Source organism: Psychromonas arctica (assembly GCF_036697365.1).
In the GTDB taxonomy this organism is placed as follows: domain Bacteria; phylum Pseudomonadota; class Gammaproteobacteria; order Enterobacterales; family Psychromonadaceae; genus Psychromonas; species Psychromonas arctica_A.
Genome location: NZ_JBAHZA010000006.1, coordinates 108,212 through 129,627 on the forward strand (window position 1 = coordinate 108,212; position 21,416 = coordinate 129,627).

Below are 21,416 nucleotides of genomic sequence, written 5' to 3' on the forward strand. Positions count from 1 at the left end.
ATTGGTATTATAACTCCTAACTTTTGTCGATAGTTACTCATGTGTGTTTTCTATGTTAGGATCCGCCGCTACTTTGACTGTCTTTTGATAAGGGTAAGCATTAATGCTGGAGTGCAGAAACTTAACTTGTGTTCGAGAACAACGTGTTTTGTTTAAGCAGTTAAACTTTGTGCTTTGTGCGGGTGAAATATTATATCTAGAAGGCCCTAATGGTGTTGGAAAAACGAGTTTACTACGTTTGCTAACAGGATTATCTTCGGCCTATTCCGGTGATGTTTATTGGCAACAAGAAAAGATAGTTGAACAACGAGAAAGTTATTATCAAACACTCCTTTATCTCGGTCATAAATCAGGGGTAAAACCTGAGTTAACCGCTTTAGAAAATCTACAATATTTTCAACGTTTATATTCCACACAAGCTAATGCAGATCTATTTGAAGCTTTGTTAATGGTGGGATTGGTAGGTTATGAGTATGTACCTGCAGCACAGTTGTCAGCAGGGCAACAGCGTCGTATTGCATTAGCTAGAATGTATATCACTGATTGTAAACTGTGGATACTTGATGAACCCTTTACTTCTCTTGATAGACAAGCGGTTAAAGCTCTTGAGAAGCGTCTTGTCGAGCACGCAGAAAAAGGTGGGCTAGTGGTATTAACTACGCACCATGAATTATCTATGCCGGAATCTGCTTATAAAAGATTAATATTAAGTGCACCGACAGAAGAAGAATTGTATGTTTGATGCTTTTTTGCAGGTTATTCGACAAGACTTATTGGCCGCATCTCGCCACAAAAGTGCGGTTTTAAATCCGATCTGGTTTTTTGTTATTGTAGTCACCTTGTTTCCATTAGGGTTAGGTACAGAGCCTGCACTATTATCTCGTATTGCGCCCGGTATTATATGGGTAGCCGCATTGTTAGCTGCATTACTCTCTTTTGAGCGCCTATTTAAAGATGATTTTATTGATGGCTCATTGGAGCAAATGATGCTTTCTCCTTATCCATTAGCTTGGCTAGTTTGCGCTAAAATATTTGGGCATTGGTTATTAACTGGCTTACCTGTCTTATTAGTTTCACCTTTATTGGCGGTCTTCTTATCGTTAAAAATGGATGCTTTTTATGCACTTTTTCTAACATTACTCATTGGAACACCAATATTAAGTCTTTTAGGCGCTATTGGAGTTGCATTGACTGTGGGTTTACGTAAAGGTGGAATATTGTTGAGTTTGATCATGTTGCCCTTTAGTATTCCTATTTTAATTTTCTCCACTATGGCTATTGAGGCTGCCTCTTTTGGGCAATCTTACTTAGGGTTTATTGCCTTGTTGTTAGCCATGTTAGTAGGGGCAATCACCTTAGCTCCTTTTGCTATCGCCGCCGCATTGCGGGTTAGCGTCAGTTAATTATACTTAAATTAGAGATTTAATTATGTGGAAGTGGTTACATCCTTACGCTAAAGCAGAAGACAGTTATGCCTTAGCAGGTAAGTTAATGCCGTGGTTTTTGATACTAACGATACCGAGTTTTATTATTGGACTTGTTTGGGGGCTACTGTTTGCTCCAGCCGATTATCAGCAAGGCGATAGCTTTCGTATTATCTATATTCATGTTCCTGCTGCAATGATGGCGATGGGAGCCTATTCAGCAATGGCTATTGCGGCTTTTATTGGTCTTGTTTGGCAACTACGTTTAGCTGAAATGGCAGTTGCAGCTACTGCACCTGTTGGGGCTGTTTATACTTTTATCGCATTATTTACAGGTGCTGCATGGGGAAAACCGATGTGGGGGGCCTGGTGGGTTTGGGATGCAAGGTTAACCTCAGAGCTCATTTTGTTATTTGTTTATATGGGGATCATCGCTCTATATAACGCATTTTCCGATAAGGTGTTAGCAGGAAGAGCCGCCTCTATTTTAACTCTAGTAGGCGTTATTAACTTACCTATTATTCATTTTTCAGTGGTGTGGTGGAACACCTTGCATCAAGGGGCTACTATCACCAAATTTGAACAGCCTTCTATTGCTACTGAAATGCTCATTCCTTTGTTAGTTATGATTTTTAGTTTTGCCACTTTTTTAGGATTTATGATCTTGTACCGTTTTCGTAATGAGTTGTTAAAGAGAGAGCAACATCGAGCTTGGGTCATTAAGCTAGTACATGCTAAAGAGCGAGGTTAGTATGGCATTCACATCATTTTCAGATTTTATTGCGATGGGTGGGTATAGTTTTTATGTCTGGTTAGCCTACGGAGCTTCTTTGATCAGTGTGATCGTCTTAATTGCACATAGCGTATTGACCCGTAAAAAAATATTGAAGCAAATAAGGCAGCGCATACTCCGAGATAAACGTATAAAAGCAGCCAATGATAGAGAACAAATATTATGAATCCTAGGCGTAAAAAACGTTTATTAATTACTTCCTCTTTGATCCTTGGATTATCCTTGGCAATGGGATTAACCCTATTTGCTTTGCAACAGAATATTGACTTGTTTTATACACCCAATGAAATCCTTGAAGGTAAAAATGAAACGGGTGTTAAGCCTGAAGTAGGGCAGCGTTTACGCATTGGTGGTATGGTTTTAACCGGTTCAGTGAAACGCGATCCAAATAGCCTAAAAGTTAGTTTTGATTTGATAGATAACAAAGCGGGACGCGTAACTGTGTATTTTGATGGGATTTTGCCAGATCTATTTCGAGAGGGGCAAGGCATTGTTGCTCAAGGTACTTTAAAAAATAAAAGTAGTATTGATGCTTTTGAAGTATTGGCAAAGCATGACGAAGATTACATGCCACCTGAAGTAGCAGATGCTGTTAAAGGTATGTCCAACTTAAAAACTAAACAATAAAAGGCGATATTGATGCTTCCTGAAATAGGCCAATTTTCTTTAATATTGGCATGTGTATTATCGTTTTTACAGATGGTTTATCCATTATATGGTGTACGAACTGGCCATCAAGGTGCTATCAGAAGTGCGAAAATGTTTACTGTTTTACAGTTTGTTGCAGTAGCTATTTCTTTCGTGACTCTAGCTTACCTGTTTTTTATTAATGATTTTAGCGTGAGTTATATTGCGACTAATTCTAATTCTGCTTTGCCTTGGTATTATCGGTTATCTGCTGTGTGGGGAGCTCATGAAGGTTCGTTATTACTTTGGGTCTTCCTGTTAGCAACTTGGAGTATTGCCGTTGCATTAATGAGTAAAAACTTACCTGTTGAATCGATGGCTCGTGTACTCGCAGTGTTGGGGCTTTTGGCTTTTGGTTTTTATCTTTTTGTTATTCTCACTTCTAATCCCTTTGAGCGAACGTTACCGTATTTCCCGATTGATGGTCGCGATTTAAATCCTTTATTGCAGGATTTTGGCTTAGTGATTCATCCGCCTATGTTGTATATGGGCTATGTGGGGTTCTCAGTTGCTTTTGCTTTTGCTGTTGCTGCTTTACTAGAAGGGCGTTTGGATAGTGCATGGGCAAAATGGTCTCGACCGTGGACCATGGCGGCTTGGATGTTCTTAACCATTGGTATTGCTTTAGGGAGTTGGTGGGCATATTACGAATTGGGTTGGGGTGGCTGGTGGTTTTGGGACCCCGTTGAAAATGCATCTTTTATGCCTTGGTTAGCAGGCACTGCATTAATTCACTCTTTAGCCGTTAGTGAAAAGCGAGGTGTGTTTAAGTCATGGACCGTATTATTGGCATTGAGTGCATTCTCATTAAGCCTACTAGGGACTTTCCTGGTGCGTTCAGGTGTTCTCGTATCTGTACATGCATTTGCCAGCGATCCAACTCGTGGTTTATTTATTCTTAGTTTTCTGATTTTAGTGATTGGCGGCGCATTACTTCTATATGCAGTACAAGCTGCTAAGGTGAAAAGCCGTGGCCGATATGAGTTGGCATCACGTGAAAGTTTACTTTTGCTAAATAATATCTTTCTAATCGCAGCCTTAATAGTTGTGTTATTAGGGACGTTATTACCTTTAGTACATAAAGAAATTGGTTTAGGTAGTATTTCTATTGGTGAACCTTTCTTTAATCGCATGTTTACCATTCTTGTTGTACCGTTTGCATTATTTCTTGGCATTGGGTCGTTGTTTCGTTGGAAGCGTCAAAAACTAGGTGAATTAGTCAAACCAGTATTAATCATTCTTGTATTAAGCCTGTTTGTCAGTCTTGCTTTTCTGTTTATTTTTGCGCCTGCGTTAACTTGGTTAGCGGTGTTAGGCTCATTTTTAGGGTTCTGGATAATAGTGAGTGTGGTCTATGAGATCTATTTACGATCAACTCACCGGCATTCCTTTATTAACGGTATCACTAAGCTAGGTAATAGCCACTGGGCAATGAGTTTAGGACATTTAGGGTTAGCAGTGATGATCGTTGGTATCACCATGACGCAAAATTACTCTATTGAAAAAGATGTTAAACTAGCCGTTGGGGAGGATATTACTTTTGAACGCTATGATTTTCATTTTGATCAAATTAATGCACTCAATGGGCAAAATTATGTAGGTACTGTTGGGACTTTTTCAGTGTTCCATGATCAACAAAAAATAGCTGTGATGAACGCAGAAAAACGCATTTACACAGTACAACGTATGCCTATGACAGAAGCTGCCATTGATGCTGGTTTTACTCGGGATCTTTATATTGCGATGGGGGAGCAATTACCAGACGGTGCTTGGGCTGTGCGTATTTATTATAAACCTTTTATTCGTTGGATTTGGTTAGGTCCGTTAATTATGGCTTTTGCTGGCTTTATTATGATCTGTGATAAACGCTACCGCACTAAAAAAAATCCTGTCGATAAACTTGGAGAGAAAGATGTTTAAAAAACGCCGAATATTGATGTTGTTAGTACCTTTCATTGCTTTCATTATCGGTGCTATTTTTTTGGCGACTCCGCTATTGAAAGGTAGTGATCCTAGTAAACTAGAGTCAGCGTTAATTGGCCAAGAGGTGCCTAAATTTACATTGCAGGATATCTTCGATGAAACTAAACAATATAACGCTGATATTTTCAAAGGCCAGAAAATGCTACTTAATGTCTGGGCTACATGGTGTCCAACTTGTTATGCCGAGCATACCTATTTAAATAAATTAGCAAATCAAGATATATATATTGTTGGCATGAACTACAAAGACAACCGTAAAAAAGCGATTCGTTGGTTGAGTGAGTTACATAATCCCTATCAAATCAGTTTGTTTGATGAAAGTGGTTTATTAGGATTAGATCTAGGTGTGTATGGTGCTCCTGAAACTTTCTTAATTGATAGTCAGGGAGTTATTCGCTACCGCCATGTTGGAGACCTTAATGAACAAGTCTGGAATGATAAGTTATTTGCTATTTACGAGGGAATGCAATGATTGTTGCTCGTCGTATGGCCTCTTATCTTGGGCTATTAATATCCTTAGCTGTTTTAATAAACCAACCAGTGCAAGCGGCTATCGATACTTTTGAGTTTGATAACGCACAGCAAGAGCAGACATTTCATGAGTTGACTAAATTATTGCGCTGTCCTAAATGTCAAAATCAAAATATTGCGGACTCTAATGCAGAATTAGCAAAAGATCTTCGTAATAAAGCTTATCAATTAGTGAAGCAAGGACAAAGCAAAGAGCAGATTGTCGATTATATGGTGGCACGTTTTGGGAATTTTGTTCGCTATGATCCTCCGTTGACACCAGCAACCATTTTTTTATGGTTAGGACCTTTGTTATTTGTTATTGGTGGCTTAATAGTTTTAGTTAAACAAGTAAAGAGTCAGAGGGTTAAAAGTGCTTCGTTAGCTCCAGATGAAAAGCAGAAGCTTGCCTCTTTATTAAAACAACACAATAAGGAGCGGGAACAATGATTTCATCTCTCGTCATTACTATTATTTTATTACTGTTGTTTTTTTCTACGTTGGTTTTAGTCCCTTTTATTCGTCATCGAAAAACAGAGGAAGCTAGCCAACAGCGCCGTAACCAATTAAATCATGAGTTGTACGATATCCGTCTGCAAGAAGTTGAAGAGGATCTCGAACAAGGTGTGGTAACCGATAAACAAAGTATAGTTGCTGAATTACAGTACAATTTACTCGATGATATTGATGATAATCATCAATTGAAAACGAACACTAATAAGTTAATTTGGTTGCCAGGTATTGTGTTTCTAATCATTACCAGTGTTAGTTTGTATTGGTCTGTTGGGGCATTCAAACAAGTCAGTGAATGGCAAAGTACTTTAGAACGTTATCCAGCGGTTTATCAGAAACTATTCAGAGATAGTGTTGTGGAACCCGATCAGCAAGATCTACAGGATCTTATGGTTGGCTTGCGTTCTCATCTAGTCGAACAACCTGATGATGCAAAAGGGTGGGCTTTATATAGTCGTTTAGGCAGTATATTTAATGACCCGACACTAGCAATTGAGGCAATTGACAAAGCGGTAGCTGCACAGCCTGAAAATATTGAAATTGCATTTGAATCGATTGAATTAAAAATGAAAATAGGTGACGAATATGAAAAGGCAACTGCTGAATTACAACTTAAAAATCTTTTAAAGCAGTATCCTGAAAACTATCAAGCTTGGTCTATGTATGGCCTGTTAGCCTTACAGCAAGAAAATTATGAAGCAGCGATTAAACGCTGGCAAACAGTTTTGCCTTTGCTGAGCGACAGTAATGGCGAACAAGTGCGTGTTTTAAATAATAGTATCGCTTATGCGCAACAGCAATTGGCCGAGCAAAAAGAAAAAGATAATACGACTGTTAATTTAAAACAATATGAGATCAGTATTACGCTAGCAAAACAGGTATCATACGAGCCTGGTAGCAGTATTTTTGTTTACGCACAGGCTGTTGATGGCTCACCTATGCCTATTGCTGCTGTTAAATTAACTATTGATACTTTTCCAATGCAAGTTTTTTTGTCTGATGCCAATGCAATGGTGGAAGGCAGTAAACTAAGCAACTATGAACAATTTATCATTAAAGCTCGTATCTCAGCTGATGGCACTGCAAATACGCAGAATGGTCAGTGGTTTGGGCAAAGTCATATTATAAAATCAGGTGATACGACACCTGTGAATATTATTATCAATCAACAATCTTAATTTATATGGATATATCTATATGTTTATACGAAATTTATTGCCAATATTTCTGTTAATGGTAAACGGTACTGTTTTCGCTCAATCTGTTCAGGGTAATAAAGAAACTTATATGAGTGACCCTATTGAGCCAGTTAACCGTTTAGTTTGGGACTTTAACTACTATGTATTAGATGATTACATCTATAGGCCTGTCACAGAAAGTTATGTTGATTGGGTCCCTAAAGCAGGACGTGAAGCAATTAATAATGCTGTGCAAAATTTAGAAGAACCTTCAACGATTGTAAATAATCTATTGCAACTCGAGTTCCAACACGCCACGGATGCGTTTTTCCGTTTTGCATTTAATTCTACATTTGGTGTATTTGGATTATTTGATGTTGCTAAGTACGGTGGCGTAGAGCGTCGAAGAGAAAGTTTTAGTAATGTATTGGGCAATTGGTCTGTACCGCAAGGGCCGTATCTCATGGTGCCTGTAACCGGACCAAGTAGTGCGCGTATTTTGGTGGGTAGCATAGTAGATAACTTATACTTTCCAACAACATATTTTACCTGGTGGCAAACGGCTACCATTTGGGCTTTTGATGGGCTTGATGCGCGTTCAAGCGTATTAGGTCAAGAAGCTTTAATAGAACAATCTCTTGATTCTTATACTTTTGTAAAAGAAGCTTATATTCAGTCTCGCATTAATGGGCTACACAAAGACAGTAATGAGTTTTTTAAACTCAAACAACAATCAGATCAACAGCAAGTACAAGATCAAGCAGATCTAAGTGACTTCTTAGATGAAATAGATTAAATAATCGCAAAATAAAATAGTTAATAAATACATTAGTTAATTACAAGGTTGAACGCACAATGTCAGTTTCCAATTTAATCACTATTGATGGCCCAAGTGGCTCAGGTAAAGGTACAGTGTGCCATATTTTAGCTAAAAAACTAAAATGGCACTTGTTAGATAGTGGCGCGTTATATCGCATATTGGCATTTGCTGCATTAAAAAAACAACTCCCATTAAACGATTCAGCGGCCTTAGCTTCATTAGCATTAACACTTGATGTTTCTTTTGTTTCTAATGGTAGTGGCGTAGATACTTTATTAAGTGGTGAGAATATTGGCGATAAATTACGTACTGAAGTGGTAGGACAAGCTGCCTCTGAAGTCGCTTCAATTGAACAAGTACGTGCAGCACTACTTGCCCGCCAACAAGCTTTTTTACAAGCGCCTGGGTTAATTGCTGATGGCAGAGACATGGGAACCGTGGTATTTCCAGACGCCTCGGTGAAAATATTCCTAGATGCGAGCGCTGAAGAACGCGCTAAGCGCCGTTTTAATCAGTTGCAAGATAAGGGGTTTAATGTTAGCATCGCGCAAATTTTAAGCGAAATTAAAGAGCGTGATTATCGTGACCGTAATCGAGCTGTTGCTCCATTACGACCTGCTGATGACGCATTTGTGATTGATTCTACCTCATTAACTATCGATGAAGTGGTTGAGCAAATACTCAACTTGACGGCGCTGAAATTAAAAATTGCAACTGAATAATCAGTTGCGTACTAAAACTGCTTCATGGATGAAGTGGTAATCTTTCTTGCCTCCCATACGAATGGACTGTATGTGGTTGTATAAAATAAGTGTGAATAAATAGATGATGGAATCTTTTGCTGAACTATTTGAAGAATCTCTTCAACAAGTAGAAACTCGCCCAGGTACAATTGTTAAAGGTACAATCGTACGTATTAGCAACAACTTAGTATTCGTTGATGCAGGTCTTAAATCTGAAGCTGCTATCCCAGTTGAAGAGTTCAAGAACGCTGCTGGCGAAGTTGAAGTTGAAGTTGGCGATGTTTGTGATGTAGCGTTAGACGCTGTAGAAGACGGTTTCGGTGAAACTAAACTTTCTCGCGAAAAAGCTAAACGTCACGAAGCTTGGATCCAATTAGAGAAAGCGTACGAAGACCAAGAAACAGTTATCGGTGTTATTAACGGTAAAGTTAAAGGTGGTTTCACTGTTGAATTAAACGGTATCCGTGCTTTCCTACCTGGTTCATTAGTTGACGTACGTCCAGTACGTGACACTGCTCACCTTGAAAACAAAGATATTGAATTCAAAGTGATCAAGCTAGACCAAAAACGCAACAACGTTGTTGTATCTCGTCGTGCTGTTATCGAAACTGAAAACAGTGTTGAACGTGATGAACTTCTTGAGAACCTACAAGAAGGTCAAGAAGTTAAAGGTATCGTTAAGAACCTAACTGACTACGGTGCTTTCGTAGACTTAGGTGGTGTAGACGGCCTATTACATATCACAGATATGGCTTGGAAACGCGTTAAGCACCCAAGTGAAATCGTAACTGTTGGTGAAGAAATCAACGTTAAAATCCTTAAGTTTGACCGTGAGCGTACTCGTGTATCTCTAGGTCTTAAGCAATTAGGTGAAGATCCATGGGTTGCAATCGCTAAGCGTTACCCAGAATCAACTCGTCTAACTGGTAAAGTTACAAACTTAACTGATTACGGTTGTTTCGTTGAAATTGAAGAAGGCGTAGAAGGTCTTGTTCACGTTTCTGAAATGGATTGGACTAACAAAAACATCCACCCATCTAAAGTTGTTAACTTAGGTGATATGGCTGAAGTTATGGTTCTAGACATCGATGAAGAACGTCGTCGTATTTCTCTAGGTCTTAAGCAATGTAAAGCTAACCCGTGGGAAGAGTTCTCTTCAACACACGATAAAGGTCAAAAAGTTTCTGGTAAGATTAAATCTATCACTGACTTCGGTATCTTCATCGGTCTTGACGGTAACATCGACGGTCTAGTTCACCTTTCTGACATTAGCTGGGAAGTTGAAGGCGAAAAAGCTGTACTTGACTACAAAAAAGGCGACGAAATCGAAGCTGTTGTATTACAAGTTGACCCAGAGCGTGAACGTATCTCTCTAGGTATCAAGCAAATCGCTGCTGACCCATTCAATAACTACCTAGCAGAATTCAAGAAAGGTGCTATCGTTACTGGTACTATCTCTGAAGTTGATGCTAAGGGTGCTACTGTTACTCTTACTGAAGGCGTTGAAGGTTACATCCGTGTTGCAGATATCTCACGTGACCGTATCGAAGATGCATCTACAGTATTAAAAGCTGGTGAGTCTGTTGAAGCTAAATACGTAGGTGTTGATCGTAAAAACCGCGTAATCAGCCTATCTATCAAAGCGAAAGATGAAGCAGATGAGAAAGATGCTATCGATAGCTTGAAGCAACAAGACGAAGCAAGCATGGGTAATGCAATGCTAGACGCGTTTAACGCTGCTAAAGGTAAATAATTAAATGTGGCTGGTAACAGCCACGTTTAAAGCATTAACCTGGAGTCTGTTTTAATTTGTATTCACATAATACGAGGTAAGTTATGACTAAGTCTGATCTAATCGAAAGACTAACCAGCAAACACTTTCAATTGTCGGTTAAAGAAGTTGAAGATAGTGTAAGAGAAACATTAACGCTAATGACTAATTCTCTCGCTTCTGGCGAAAGAATTGAAGTGAGAGGTTTTGGTAGTTTTTCTTTACATTACCGTGCTCCACGTATCGGCCGTAATCCTAAAACAGGTGATAAGGTTGAATTAGGTGGAAAGTATGTTCCTCACTTTAAGCCGGGTAAAGCGTTGAGAGAACGTGTTAATGCGTTAAATACCTAAATATTCAAATGGTGTCGAAAGACACCATTTTTTTACCTGCCTATTTATATCTGCTTTTTTTGATTCTTTTCATTCAACTGTATTAATTTGATCACTATCTGAGTCGATAATCATAAACGAAGCATATCAATGATTTATTCCCTGATGGATTTATAATACACTCAGTACTTCTTGTTCTTGTGTGGGTATCAGTATGAAAAGATTTCTAGCTATATTAATCACAGTGATATTTTTTATTATCGTGATTGTATTAGGTTTACAAAATCAACAATCGGTTACATTTAATTATCTTATTGCGCAAAATGATTTACGCCTATCAACCTTATTAGCGATTATATTTTCTTTTGGTTTTATAATTGCACTATGTCTTGGTAGTTATTTTCATCTTGCTTTGAAAATGAAATGTCGTCAGTTGAATAAATTGAATATAAAACAGCGTCGAGAGTTAAATGACTTACGTGATCGTATCGAAAAAGAATAATTCTTAGTGCAAGAATTATTCTTCCTCCTACTTCCTGTCGCCGCCTTTTATGGTTGGTACATGGGTGTGCGTAGCGTTTATCAAAAGAAACAAAAAAAAGGTAATCAGTTAAGTAGAGAATATGTACAGGGATTAAACTTTCTGTTAAATGAACAACCGGATAAAGCGGTTGACCATTTTATTGCTTTGCTTGATGTTGATGATGAAACTATTGAAACACACCTCGCTTTAGGCAATTTATTTCGTCAAAATGGCGAGGTAGATCGTGCAATCCGAATTCATCAAAACCTGATTGCTAGACCTTCGTTGACTATAGAACAGCGCGATTTAGCGATGTTACAACTAGGTAAAGATTTTTATCAATCAGGCTTATTTGATCGAAGTGAAGAAACTTTTATTCAATTAAAAGAATCTCCAGAATACAGACAAGTCGCACTTGAAAACCTATTACTTATTTATCAACAATTAAAAGATTGGCAAGAAGCTATTAATTGTATTGAGCAAATGGATAAAATAGGTAAATCACAAGCTAAACCAAGAACCTTATCTTATTTATATTGTAGTTTAGCAGATCAAATGAAGCAGCCTGAACAGCAAAAGCAGGCGGTAAAGCTATATCAAAAAGCACTCTCAACCTTCCCTAAATGTATCCGAGCTTGTTTGGCAATGGCTGATTATTATGAACAAAACCAACAATTAGATAAAGCCTTAGAAATATTAGAGGAAGTTCCTGAGCTAGATATAGACTTTACAGAAGTTATTTTAGAAAAATTATACACCCTGCATAAACAGGCTCACACTGAGCAAGATCTTATGTTGTATTTAAAACGTATTATTCATCTGGGTGCTGGTGCAAGTGCGGTTATTTTGTTGGCTAAGTTAATTGCAGAGTTTCAAAGCATTGAAAAAGCACAAGTCTTCATGCTGCAAGAGTTACGCCGAAATCCAACAATGAAAGGCTTTAATCACTTAATGACTTATCATTTAAGTCTAGCGCAATCTGATAATGAAAAAGATAGCCTGCTATTTTTGCATAAATTAGTGAGCGAACAGATTACCTTTAGGCCTCAATATCGCTGTCAAAAATGTGGGTACTCCACTAAAAAACTATTTTGGCAATGCCCATCCTGCAAAAGCTGGGGAAGAATTAAACCAATAAGAGGCTTGGATGGTGAGTAAATATGTTAGTAACAAAAAATTAGTTAACCCTCGTAGATAGGAAAAGAGATGAGTGAATTAGTCGATCCAAAAGTTGTTATTGCTTTAGATTATGATAATAAAGTGCAAGCACTTACTTTTATCGAGCAACTAGATCCAACAACCTGCCGTTTAAAAATTGGTAAAGAGATGTTTACCCATTTTGGCCCTGAGTTTGTACAATTATTAGTCTCCAAAGGTTTTGATGTCTTTCTTGATCTAAAATTTCACGATATTCCTAATACCGTTGCTAAAGCTGTAAAAGCTGCTGCGGATTTAGGTGTATGGATGGTCAATGTACATGCTAGTGGTGGCCGTAGAATGATGGAAGCAGCGAAAGCCATTTTAGAACCTTATGGTGATAAAGCCCCGTTATTAATTGCTGTAACAGTATTAACAAGTATGGATCAAAGTGACTTAACTGAGTTAGGTATTAACCTGACACCAGCTGAGCAGGTCAAACGTCTCGCTTTACTTACGAAATCTTCTGGATTAGATGGGGTAGTTTGTTCTTCGCATGAAGCTGAAGAATTGAAAGCCTTATTAGGTAAGGACTTTAAACTAGTAACACCAGGTATTCGACCTGCTGGAAGTGATGCGGGCGATCAACGCCGTATCAAAACGCCTAAGCAAGCAATTGATAGTGGTTCCGATTATTTAGTAATTGGTCGTCCTATTACACAAGCTGAAGATCCTGTTGCTGTACTACATAATATTAACGACTCTTTAAGCTAATTAAAGATCGTTATGGAACCTTCGTTTTTATGAAAAAGATCGATATTAATAAATATAAAACAGATTTCATGCAAAAGATTGCCTTTGATTTTAAGCAATGGATGTCACCGGCAATTCGCGATTATTATGCGTTGTTTTTAAAAACAACACATTATAAAAGAGCTCACCTTTTAGCTTGGATTAAAGAATATTCGGTTTTAGAGAATGGGCGTTCTGTAAAAGTTGCACAACAACCTATACAAGTCTCCTCAGAAGCTCGAGAACTATTTTTATGCTTACAAGCTAAAATTGGTGAAGAGGTTCATGTTGGTGAATGGTTAACGATAACGCAAGATAGAGTTGATCAATTTGCTAATGTGACCGGCGATCATCAGTGGCTTCATAACGACGTTGAGCGTGCTCAGAAAGAATCTCCTTTTAAAACAACTATTGCTCATGGATTCTTAACATTATCATTACTACCTTATTTAACTGATAGTGTTAATCCAGAACGTTCTAGTTATGCGAATGCTAAAATGACAGTTAACTATGGGTTAAATAAAGTACGCTTTCCTTATCCTGTTAAAACAGGTTCAGTAATTAGAGCACATAGCCGTCTCATTAAAGTCTCTCCTATTAAACGTGGGCTTGAAATTGAAAAAGAGATCTCTGTGGAGATCCACGGTACGCGCCGTCCTGGTTGTGTTGCAGTGTCGGTTGTAAGAGTTTACTTTTAATTCAATTTTTTATATTTAAAAAATGCTTCTTGATAAGGCGTTGAATCTTCTGATTCAACGCCTTTTTTTATGAATAAAAAATATTAATTAATTTTAGAAAAGGGCTAAAGATCTTTTTCCTATGGTCGATATAGTCATTAAGTCTGAACATTGACTGCTTTAACAAGGAACCGTTAATACAAAGTAATTAAAAATAATGGCTAAAAACATTAAAGTTATTTTTTAAGCGGTCGATAAAACACTATGACAAATTATTACAACTAATTTCATTATTATGAATTTAAGAAAGATATAAACCAAGGAGCTCATCATGGCATCAGTAGTAAACACAAATGTAATGTCGCTTAATGCACAACGTCAATTAGGCAAAACGCAAGCAGCATCAAACCAAGCAATGGAACGTTTATCTTCTGGCTTGCGTATTAACAGCGCAAAAGATGACGCTGCTGGCTTAGCAATTTCAACGGGAATGAATTCTCAAATTAAAGGTTTAACTCAAGCCGTTCGTAACTCGAATGACGGTATCTCAATGGCACAAACTGCTGAGGGCGCGATGGATGAAATGACTAACATCCTACAACGTATGCGTGAACTATCAGTACAATCTGCCAACGATACAAACTCTTCATCTAACCGTCAGGCAATTCAAGAAGAAGTTGATCAATTACATGATGAACTTGACCGTATTGCTAATACTACTGAATTCAATGGTAAGAAAATTTTAGATGGGTCAATGGGATCTGCAACATTACAAATTGGTGCAAATGAAGGTCAAACTTTAAGTTTTTCTATCGACTCTGTATCAACTAACGATCTTGGTTTAAACGGAGACCTGAATAAAGGCGAATTAAATGGTGGTCGTGTAAGTGGAGCAACAACAGGTACTGCTGGTGAAATGCTAGTGAATGGTGTTGATATCCCAGCATCTGAAAGTGGTTCAGCAACAGATATTGCAAAAGCAATCAACCTTAAAACAGCAGAAACTGGTGTAACAGCTAGTGCATACAATGTTATTCAAGGTAGTGATGAAAGTACAACAGTAACAGGTGTTACTAATGGTATGACTATCCAAGTCGGTACTAACTCAGCAGTAGAGCTAGGTGCGACATCTTCAATGGACAGCTTAGTTGAAACAATCAACCGTGATGTTTCAGGTGTTACTGCTTCTTTAGGCGATAACGGTGAATTAATCATGACTAACGACACAGGTGAAGACATCATCGTTGGTGGTGGTCAAGGTGCGTCGACAGGTGTAACTGATGGTACTTACACTGGCTATGTTGCATTAGATAGCGCTGATGACAAAGCTATTTCTGTAACAGGTACAGCAACTGCGAATGCTGGTTTTACAGTAGCAAATGGTGCTGATGCTATCACTGGTGGTGTTGCAACTACAGCGAATATTACAGAAGCTGATAAATTACAAATCAATGGTGTTGATATCGGTCCTGCAACGCTTGCTACAGATGCTGATGTAATTGCACATGTTAACTCTTACTCAGATCAAACTGGTGTAACAATTTCTGGTACAGCTGCAGCAGGTTACCAATTCTCTGCTGAAGATGGTGTTGGTATTGAAGTAACATCTAGTGCTTCTACTCAAGCAGGTCGTACTGCCGCATTAACAACTTTAGGTATGCAGAGCGAAATGGGTGGTAAGGTAATTGATAGTCTAGGTACAAACGTATCAACGATGAATAGTGCTTCAAATACTATTACTAAAGTTGATGATGCATTATCTAAAATCAGTTCTTCACGAGCTGGATTAGGTGCGATTCAAAACCGTTTAGATTCTACTATCTCTAACTTAGAAAATGTTTCTCAAAACTTATCTGCATCTAATTCTCGTATCCAAGATGCTGACTTTGCTTCAGAAACATCTAATATGAGTAAAGCACAGATATTACAACAAGCAGGTACATCTATGCTTTCACAAGCTAACTCATCTGCTCAAAGTGTATTATCATTACTTGGTTAATCCATTAGGATGGCTACTAAGTAATTGATTTAATAGCCTCCTATTTTATAGGGGGCTTTGTTGCTTAATAGATACGATAAAAGAGGTTGATTATGTCAGAGCTCAATAACGTGATTCCACCGGCTGGATATCAAACATCCAACATAGATAAACCTATGACCTCAGTTAGTCAGGTAATGAATAGCCTCACTGAAAATATTAGAGGTGAAAAAGAATTTACACCGGATGCTGAAGCTGTAACTGCACTAAGTAAAGAAGAAATAACTCAGACAGTGCAAGAGATGAATGATTTCTTACATGATATGAAGCGTAATTTATCATTTTCCGTAGATGATGAATTAGGTAAAAGTGTTATTACAGTTAAAGACTCTGATAGTGATGAAGTCATTCGACAAATTCCATCTGAAGAGTTGGTTGTGTTACGTAAAAAGATGGATGATGTGGCAGGTATTTTATTTGACACCAAAGTATGAAGAGTTGCCTGAACGAAAACCGTTAATAAGCGTGATAGAGTTTCAGCGTTTCTCGCTGTAATAGTTATCAAATACTTAATAAATGGCAGACAACATAATATATCTCTTAACCTAACTAATATTAAGTTCGTTTAAGTCTTGTAAATACTATTATGGCTTACTTTTTGCTTACTTATATATAGATATACAGTAATAAAACAGAGTAATAAGGAACAACAATGACATCGATTACATCGACAGGCTTAGGGTCTGGACTTGATATTAATAACATCGTTACTGCCATTGTTGCAGCAGAAAAAGATCCCGCTGCAGCTTCCATATTAGCTGACACTACAGAAGCCACCGAAAAGATTTCTGCTTTTGGTACCATCAACAGTGCGTTATCAGACTTTCAAGACTCTTTTGCTGACTTATCTCGTTCTTCAACTTTTTCTGCGACTAGTGCTAGCAGCAGTGATGAATCGATTTTAACTACAACCCTAGGGTTAGGTGCTGAAACAGGCAGTTGGAGCTTTGAAGTTAAGCAACAAGCGAAAGCACAAACCATTGCTTCTTCTCCTGATAAATCTTATTCCGAAGCAACTTCACAGGTAGGAACAGGTACCATCAGTTTGAGCTATGGTACATATAATGACGATGGTACATTTTCGATTAACCCTAATAAGCCTGTTGAAACCTTAACTATTGACGCTGAAAATAATTCTTTAGATAAAATGCGCGATACAATCAATGAAGGTGATTACAGTGTTTCTGCGTCATTAATTAATGACGGCAATAATTACCGTTTAGTGTTAACTAACAAGGAAACAGGTGAAGAGAATGCTATGCAGTTAACTGTTGAAGATGATGATGGCATTAATAACGATGGGGTTGGATTATCGGCTTTTACCTTTACAAGTGATACTAAAAATATGCAGCAAACGGCTGTTGCTCAAAATGCAATAATGGTCATGGACGGCATCGAGATTAGCCGCCCAAGTAATAATATTAAAAATGTGATTGAAGGGGTAACACTGAACATTGCTGGTGAAACTGAACCCAATACCAAAGTATCGCTTACTATTGTTCCTGATATGAGCACAGTAGAAGAGCAGATTTACGCTTTTGTTGAAAATTATAATGGCACTGTTAAGCAGATGAATGCGTTAAGCAACTATGGTGCAGATGTTAGAAGTAATGGTATTTTGAGTGGCGATTCAACAGTACGAAACATTAAAGGTCAAATGCGTGATATTTTAAATACTAATATCTCACATCTCGAGGGTAGTGTGCGTAGTTTTGCAGATTTAGGTATGTTAACTAATCGTGATGGTACTTTAGCGTTGGATGCTGAAAAATTAAATAAGATCATGAACACTGATATGCAAAGTGTTGCAGACTTCTTTACCGCTTCAGGTGGTGCAACAGATAACTATATTGATTACGAGAGTAAAGGCCGTTCTACGGTACCTGGGTCTTATGATATTGCTGTAACAAAATTAGCAAGTAAAGGCGAGTTAACTGCTTCATCTACTATTTCAGTTCCTTTCAGTATCGATTCCGATAATGATAGTTTTAAAATGCGTCTTGATGGTTACCTATCTGGTGATATTGAATTAGCTTCAAAAACTTATGACACCATTGAGGAGTTTACTACAGAGCTACAATCCAAAATAAACTCAGATCCTAACTTTGTTGAGAACGATTTAAATGTAAGCATTCTAGAAAATGCAGGTATGATTTCTATTGTTTCCAACGCATATGGTTCAATGTCTACAGTCGCGATAACTGAGATCGAGGATCCTGGCTTCTTCTCTTCACAATTAGGCCTAACAGTTGCGGGGGGATCAGTAGGCGAAAATGTTGAAGGGGTAATTGATGGAAAACCTGCTTCAGGTCGAGGTCAATTTTTAGAGTCGACAGAAGGGAACTCAAAAGGTTTAAAAGCTGAAGTAACTGGAGGAGAGTTAGGGGAAAGAGGTAAAATATCCTACTCTCAAGGGATCAGCTCAATGCTTAATAGTATGCTCGATGGCATTATCGATTCTAACGTAAGTTCATCGGATGGTGATATTGGGGTCAGCGGATCTACCATCGATACTAAATTTGACTCTTTGTACAAACAGATTGGTTCGTTACAAGAAGAAAAAGAGAGTTTAACCTTTAGAATGGATAATCTGGAAGAACGTTTATATTCGCAATTTAATGCCATGGATAGTGCAGTGTCTAATCTTAATTCAATGAAAGATTATTTAAAATCAGCGTTAGATGCTCTGCCAGGTTATACCAAAGATAAATAAGGGTAATAAGTCATTAAATAGTCATTGAGGTTAAAGTCTATTAACCACTTCAATTAAATTGTCTACAGGAAAGAATATCTATTGCATAGTGGGTGTATATAGTTCAATCAATGAGTAGGCAATTTTATTTATAAGCTTTAATTTTTTTCTTATTGCGCTGTAATACTAATGATTTTTCTTTAAGTTCTATACTGATCACTTCAGCCCTTTGTTGCAGTGTGTCTAGGCTTTCTTGTAGTCGTTTAAGAGGAGCTATTACTGCGAGTAATTGCTCCTCCGTATAACTACCTATACAAGCTTTTAGTTGTTTTCCAAAAGTTTCTTGTTGTTGCAAGAATTGCTCATATTGCTGCTCATCTAATAATTTATGAAGATATTTTTCAGATTCCAGTAACCTGTCGATACTTGCTTGTACATTGGTCATGATAGCCTACTGAGTGATTAACGGTTGTATTGTTGACGTATATCTAGCGGAATTCCATCCCAACCAGATTTTATTTCAGTAATTAGCTTAAGTACTTCCGTTAATGGTTCTGCATCATTTTGACGATTTGCTAGGTTAACTCGGCGCATCATATAAGCATATAGATCATAGAGATTAGTCGATATTTCACCACCTTTTTCCATATCTAAACTATTTTGTAACTCTCCAATAAGACCAATGACACGTGTTAGCATAGTGTTTCTATTTTCAATTTCTTTACGCTCTATTGCCCCTTTTGCTCCAGCTAAATTTCCTTGTATATGCTGCATAATTAAAGAGACTAAAGTATGAGGATCTGCTTGCTCAATGTTATTCATACTCGAGTTTTTATATTGTTGAAGCGAACGACGCATATTACTTTCCTTGCTAAAAAACAGTTAATCTAAGATATTTTTATGGGAGTTTACTACTTACGCTATTCAATAATGCACCTTTGCTGGTGTTTTATTGAAGAGATGTTTGTACCTTTGACGCCTAAATATATCTTTTATACATATTTCTAAAGCCATTTTTATGACTTATTGAAGTTTATATTAGTACTTTAAGCAAAAATCAGGCCTATTATTTTAATGAGTATGATTAAATTATTTGCTTTTGTACATTATTCGCCAATAAAATTATTTAGAGTGTCATTTTACGGTCATTGTCATCTTTTTGACGATTTTAAATGCAATAATCAAAAATTACTCTACACTAAGAGGTAGTTTAATTTTTACGGATATTAATTATGCAGCAACGAGCTTCAATTTATTTAGTCGATACCACAACGGAACAAACAGCAATATTAGAAACCGTTTTACAATTTGTTGGGGAAACTTATCAAATTGTTAGTATTGAAGATCTAGAAGATCAGTTAGCTGATAGTCCTGCGTTAGCAATTATATATGGGGATCAAGCGAGCCACCTTGCTGCTGCCTTATTACAGTTTCCTAAAATTCCTTTTATTAGTTTTTCTGGTGATGTTACTGATCTTGAAAGTAACCATATCGGTGTACTCAGTATACCTATTGTTTATTCTGAATTAACGCAGTTATTGCATTACTGTCAAAACTTCTTGAACCCTAACCATCAACTAAGTAAAGCCAATAAGTATCTAATTACTTCTTTAGTAGGTAAAGGACGTCGTATTCAAGAGATTCGTTATCTAGTAGAACAAGTAGCAGAAAGCAATGCGAATGTACTAGTGTTAGGAGAGTCAGGGACAGGAAAAGAGGTAGTTGCTAGAGCAATCCATGAAGTATCTAAACGTAAAAAAGGCCCATTTGTTCCTGTTAACTGTGGGGCAATACCTGCCGAGCTATTAGAAAGTGAATTATTTGGACATGAGAAAGGCGCTTTTACAGGTGCTTTTTCTGCTCGTAAAGGACGCTTTGAACTTGCTGAAGGTGGTACTTTATTTTTAGATGAAATTGGTGATATGCCAATGCCGATGCAAGTAAAATTGTTACGTGTATTACAAGAAAGAACCTTTGAGCGTGTTGGTGGTACTAAATCCATACAAGCTGATGTACGAGTGGTAGCTGCAACGCATCGTAATCTAGAAGAGATGATCATCGAAGGGACTTTCCGTGAAGATCTTTTTTATCGTTTAAATGTATTTCCTATCGAAAAACCTGCACTCCGTGATCGTCAAGAAGACATTCCTCTATTACTACAGGAACTTTTATCTCGTTTAGAGGGAGAACATAAGGCGACACTGCGTTTTACTCAGCGTGCATTAGACTCCTTAATGCAACATAGCTGGCCTGGCAACGTGCGTGAATTATCTAATTTGTTAGAACGTCTCTTAATTTTACATAGTAATAAGATTATCGATATTACAGAGTTACCAGTTAAGTACCGTTATTCAGATAACCAAGGTGAGGTGTTAGAGCAAGTACAATATAGCATCGAGCAAGAAGAGTTAATGGAGCGTGATGCCTTATCTGGCATGTTTGGTGGTGCACCTATTTTATCTGACGAGAGTGAGGCTGAGGAAGAATCGTTGGGGTTCTTGGGGCATTTACCAGCTGAAGGAATGAATTTAAAAGATAAGCTGGTGGAGTTTGAGATAGAAATGATTCGACAAGCCATCGACTCCCAAGATGGAGTCGTGTCGCATGCCGCAGAGCTATTATCGATGCGTCGCACTACATTGGTTGAAAAAATAAAAAAATATGGTTTAAATAAAGAGATGTAGTCTTATTTTTTAAGCTTGTCTAAGTGCTTTAAAAAAACCGTACTTTCTAGTACGGTTTTTTGTTTTTGAGACTGTCATTTTTATGGCTAATTATATTTATCTATTTGTAATTTAATAGA

23 protein-coding genes are annotated in these 21,416 nt (G+C 37.6%); 21 read left to right on the forward strand and 2 right to left on the reverse strand.

Going from position 1 to position 21,416, the window contains the following annotated elements:
• Window positions 1-103: 103 nt before the first annotated feature.
• The 20 genes from ccmA to fliD all read left to right on the forward strand — a co-directional run bounded on the left by ccmA (window position 104) and on the right by fliD (window position 18,634).
• Entirely contained in the window at window positions 104-742 is a 639-nt protein-coding gene (gene ccmA / locus V5290_RS08685) for a cytochrome c biogenesis heme-transporting ATPase CcmA (protein ID WP_333384150.1), read from the forward strand.
• Complete coding sequence (ccmB, locus tag V5290_RS08690; RefSeq protein WP_333384152.1) at window positions 735-1,403, forward strand: heme exporter protein CcmB; 669 nt, start codon at window positions 735-737, stop codon at window positions 1,401-1,403. Before ccmA ends, ccmB begins: the two co-directional genes overlap by 8 nt.
• 25 nt (window positions 1,404-1,428) lie before the next feature.
• A complete protein-coding gene (locus tag V5290_RS08695; protein ID WP_333384154.1) occupies window positions 1,429-2,175 on the forward strand; it encodes a heme ABC transporter permease in 747 nt (248 codons plus the stop codon).
• 1 nt (window position 2,176) lies between these two features.
• On the forward strand, window positions 2,177-2,383 hold the full coding sequence (gene ccmD / locus V5290_RS08700) for a heme exporter protein CcmD (protein WP_333384156.1): 207 nt from the start codon (window positions 2,177-2,179) through the stop codon (window positions 2,381-2,383).
• Window positions 2,380-2,844 (forward strand): cytochrome c maturation protein CcmE, encoded by a 465-nt coding sequence (ccmE, locus tag V5290_RS08705; RefSeq protein WP_333384159.1) that lies wholly within the window; start codon window positions 2,380-2,382, stop codon window positions 2,842-2,844. Before ccmD ends, ccmE begins: the two co-directional genes overlap by 4 nt.
• A 12-nt stretch (window positions 2,845-2,856) precedes the next feature.
• Window positions 2,857-4,824, forward strand: a complete 1,968-nt coding sequence (locus V5290_RS08710) for a heme lyase CcmF/NrfE family subunit (protein WP_333384160.1) — start codon at window positions 2,857-2,859, stop codon at window positions 4,822-4,824.
• Window positions 4,817-5,359 carry a DsbE family thiol:disulfide interchange protein gene (locus tag V5290_RS08715; protein ID WP_333384163.1) on the forward strand — a complete coding sequence of 181 codons (543 nt, stop codon included), beginning with the start codon at window positions 4,817-4,819 and terminating at the stop codon, window positions 5,357-5,359. The genes V5290_RS08710 and V5290_RS08715 overlap by 8 nt, the downstream gene beginning before the upstream one ends.
• The gene (locus V5290_RS08720) at window positions 5,356-5,847 is read left to right on the forward strand and encodes a cytochrome c-type biogenesis protein (protein ID WP_333384166.1); all 492 of its coding nucleotides are present in this window, start codon (window positions 5,356-5,358) and stop codon (window positions 5,845-5,847) included. The genes V5290_RS08715 and V5290_RS08720 overlap by 4 nt, the downstream gene beginning before the upstream one ends.
• Entirely contained in the window at window positions 5,844-7,088 is a 1,245-nt protein-coding gene (ccmI, locus tag V5290_RS08725; protein WP_333384168.1) for a c-type cytochrome biogenesis protein CcmI, read from the forward strand. The genes V5290_RS08720 and ccmI overlap by 4 nt, the downstream gene beginning before the upstream one ends.
• 19 nt (window positions 7,089-7,107) lie before the next feature.
• Entirely contained in the window at window positions 7,108-7,884 is a 777-nt protein-coding gene (locus V5290_RS08730; RefSeq protein WP_333384170.1) for a VacJ family lipoprotein, read from the forward strand.
• A gap of 59 nt (window positions 7,885-7,943) precedes the next feature.
• Window positions 7,944-8,630 (forward strand): (d)CMP kinase, encoded by a 687-nt coding sequence (gene cmk / locus V5290_RS08735; protein ID WP_333384173.1) that lies wholly within the window; start codon window positions 7,944-7,946, stop codon window positions 8,628-8,630.
• A gap of 103 nt (window positions 8,631-8,733) precedes the next feature.
• Window positions 8,734-10,404 (forward strand): 30S ribosomal protein S1, encoded by a 1,671-nt coding sequence (rpsA, locus tag V5290_RS08740; protein ID WP_113817975.1) that lies wholly within the window; start codon window positions 8,734-8,736, stop codon window positions 10,402-10,404.
• A gap of 83 nt (window positions 10,405-10,487) precedes the next feature.
• Window positions 10,488-10,775 (forward strand): integration host factor subunit beta, encoded by a 288-nt coding sequence (gene ihfB, locus V5290_RS08745; protein ID WP_113817974.1) that lies wholly within the window; start codon window positions 10,488-10,490, stop codon window positions 10,773-10,775.
• A gap of 193 nt (window positions 10,776-10,968) precedes the next feature.
• Window positions 10,969-11,256 carry a LapA family protein gene (locus V5290_RS08750; RefSeq protein WP_333384178.1) on the forward strand — a complete coding sequence of 96 codons (288 nt, stop codon included), beginning with the start codon at window positions 10,969-10,971 and terminating at the stop codon, window positions 11,254-11,256.
• 6 nt (window positions 11,257-11,262) lie between these two features.
• Complete coding sequence (lapB, locus tag V5290_RS08755) at window positions 11,263-12,435, forward strand: lipopolysaccharide assembly protein LapB (protein WP_333384181.1); 1,173 nt, start codon at window positions 11,263-11,265, stop codon at window positions 12,433-12,435.
• A gap of 48 nt (window positions 12,436-12,483) precedes the next feature.
• Window positions 12,484-13,188, forward strand: a complete 705-nt coding sequence (pyrF, locus tag V5290_RS08760) for an orotidine-5'-phosphate decarboxylase (RefSeq protein WP_333384184.1) — start codon at window positions 12,484-12,486, stop codon at window positions 13,186-13,188.
• A gap of 29 nt (window positions 13,189-13,217) precedes the next feature.
• Window positions 13,218-13,904: a MaoC family dehydratase gene (locus V5290_RS08765; protein WP_333384187.1), complete on the forward strand. Its 687-nt coding sequence runs from the start codon at window positions 13,218-13,220 to the stop codon at window positions 13,902-13,904.
• 310 nt (window positions 13,905-14,214) lie between these two features.
• On the forward strand, window positions 14,215-15,882 hold the full coding sequence (locus V5290_RS08770) for a flagellin (protein ID WP_333384190.1): 1,668 nt from the start codon (window positions 14,215-14,217) through the stop codon (window positions 15,880-15,882).
• A gap of 92 nt (window positions 15,883-15,974) precedes the next feature.
• Window positions 15,975-16,355: a flagellar protein FlaG gene (locus V5290_RS08775; RefSeq protein ID WP_333384193.1), complete on the forward strand. Its 381-nt coding sequence runs from the start codon at window positions 15,975-15,977 to the stop codon at window positions 16,353-16,355.
• Window positions 16,356-16,573: 218 nt separating this feature from the next.
• Complete coding sequence (gene fliD, locus V5290_RS08780) at window positions 16,574-18,634, forward strand: flagellar filament capping protein FliD (protein ID WP_333384196.1); 2,061 nt, start codon at window positions 16,574-16,576, stop codon at window positions 18,632-18,634.
• Window positions 18,635-18,758: 124 nt separating this feature from the next.
• Here the strand turns inward: fliD and V5290_RS08785 are convergent, their stop codons facing one another.
• Both V5290_RS08785 and fliS read right to left on the reverse strand, forming a co-directional pair.
• Entirely contained in the window at window positions 18,759-19,058 is a 300-nt protein-coding gene (locus V5290_RS08785; RefSeq protein ID WP_333384199.1) for a hypothetical protein, read from the reverse strand.
• A gap of 17 nt (window positions 19,059-19,075) precedes the next feature.
• Window positions 19,076-19,471: a flagellar export chaperone FliS gene (gene fliS, locus V5290_RS08790; RefSeq protein ID WP_333384202.1), complete on the reverse strand. Its 396-nt coding sequence runs from the start codon at window positions 19,469-19,471 to the stop codon at window positions 19,076-19,078.
• Between the two features lie 374 nt (window positions 19,472-19,845).
• On the opposite strand from fliS, the gene V5290_RS08795 reads away from it, so the two are divergent.
• Complete coding sequence (locus tag V5290_RS08795) at window positions 19,846-21,297, forward strand: sigma-54 dependent transcriptional regulator (protein ID WP_333384204.1); 1,452 nt, start codon at window positions 19,846-19,848, stop codon at window positions 21,295-21,297.
• Window positions 21,298-21,416 lie beyond the last annotated feature (119 nt).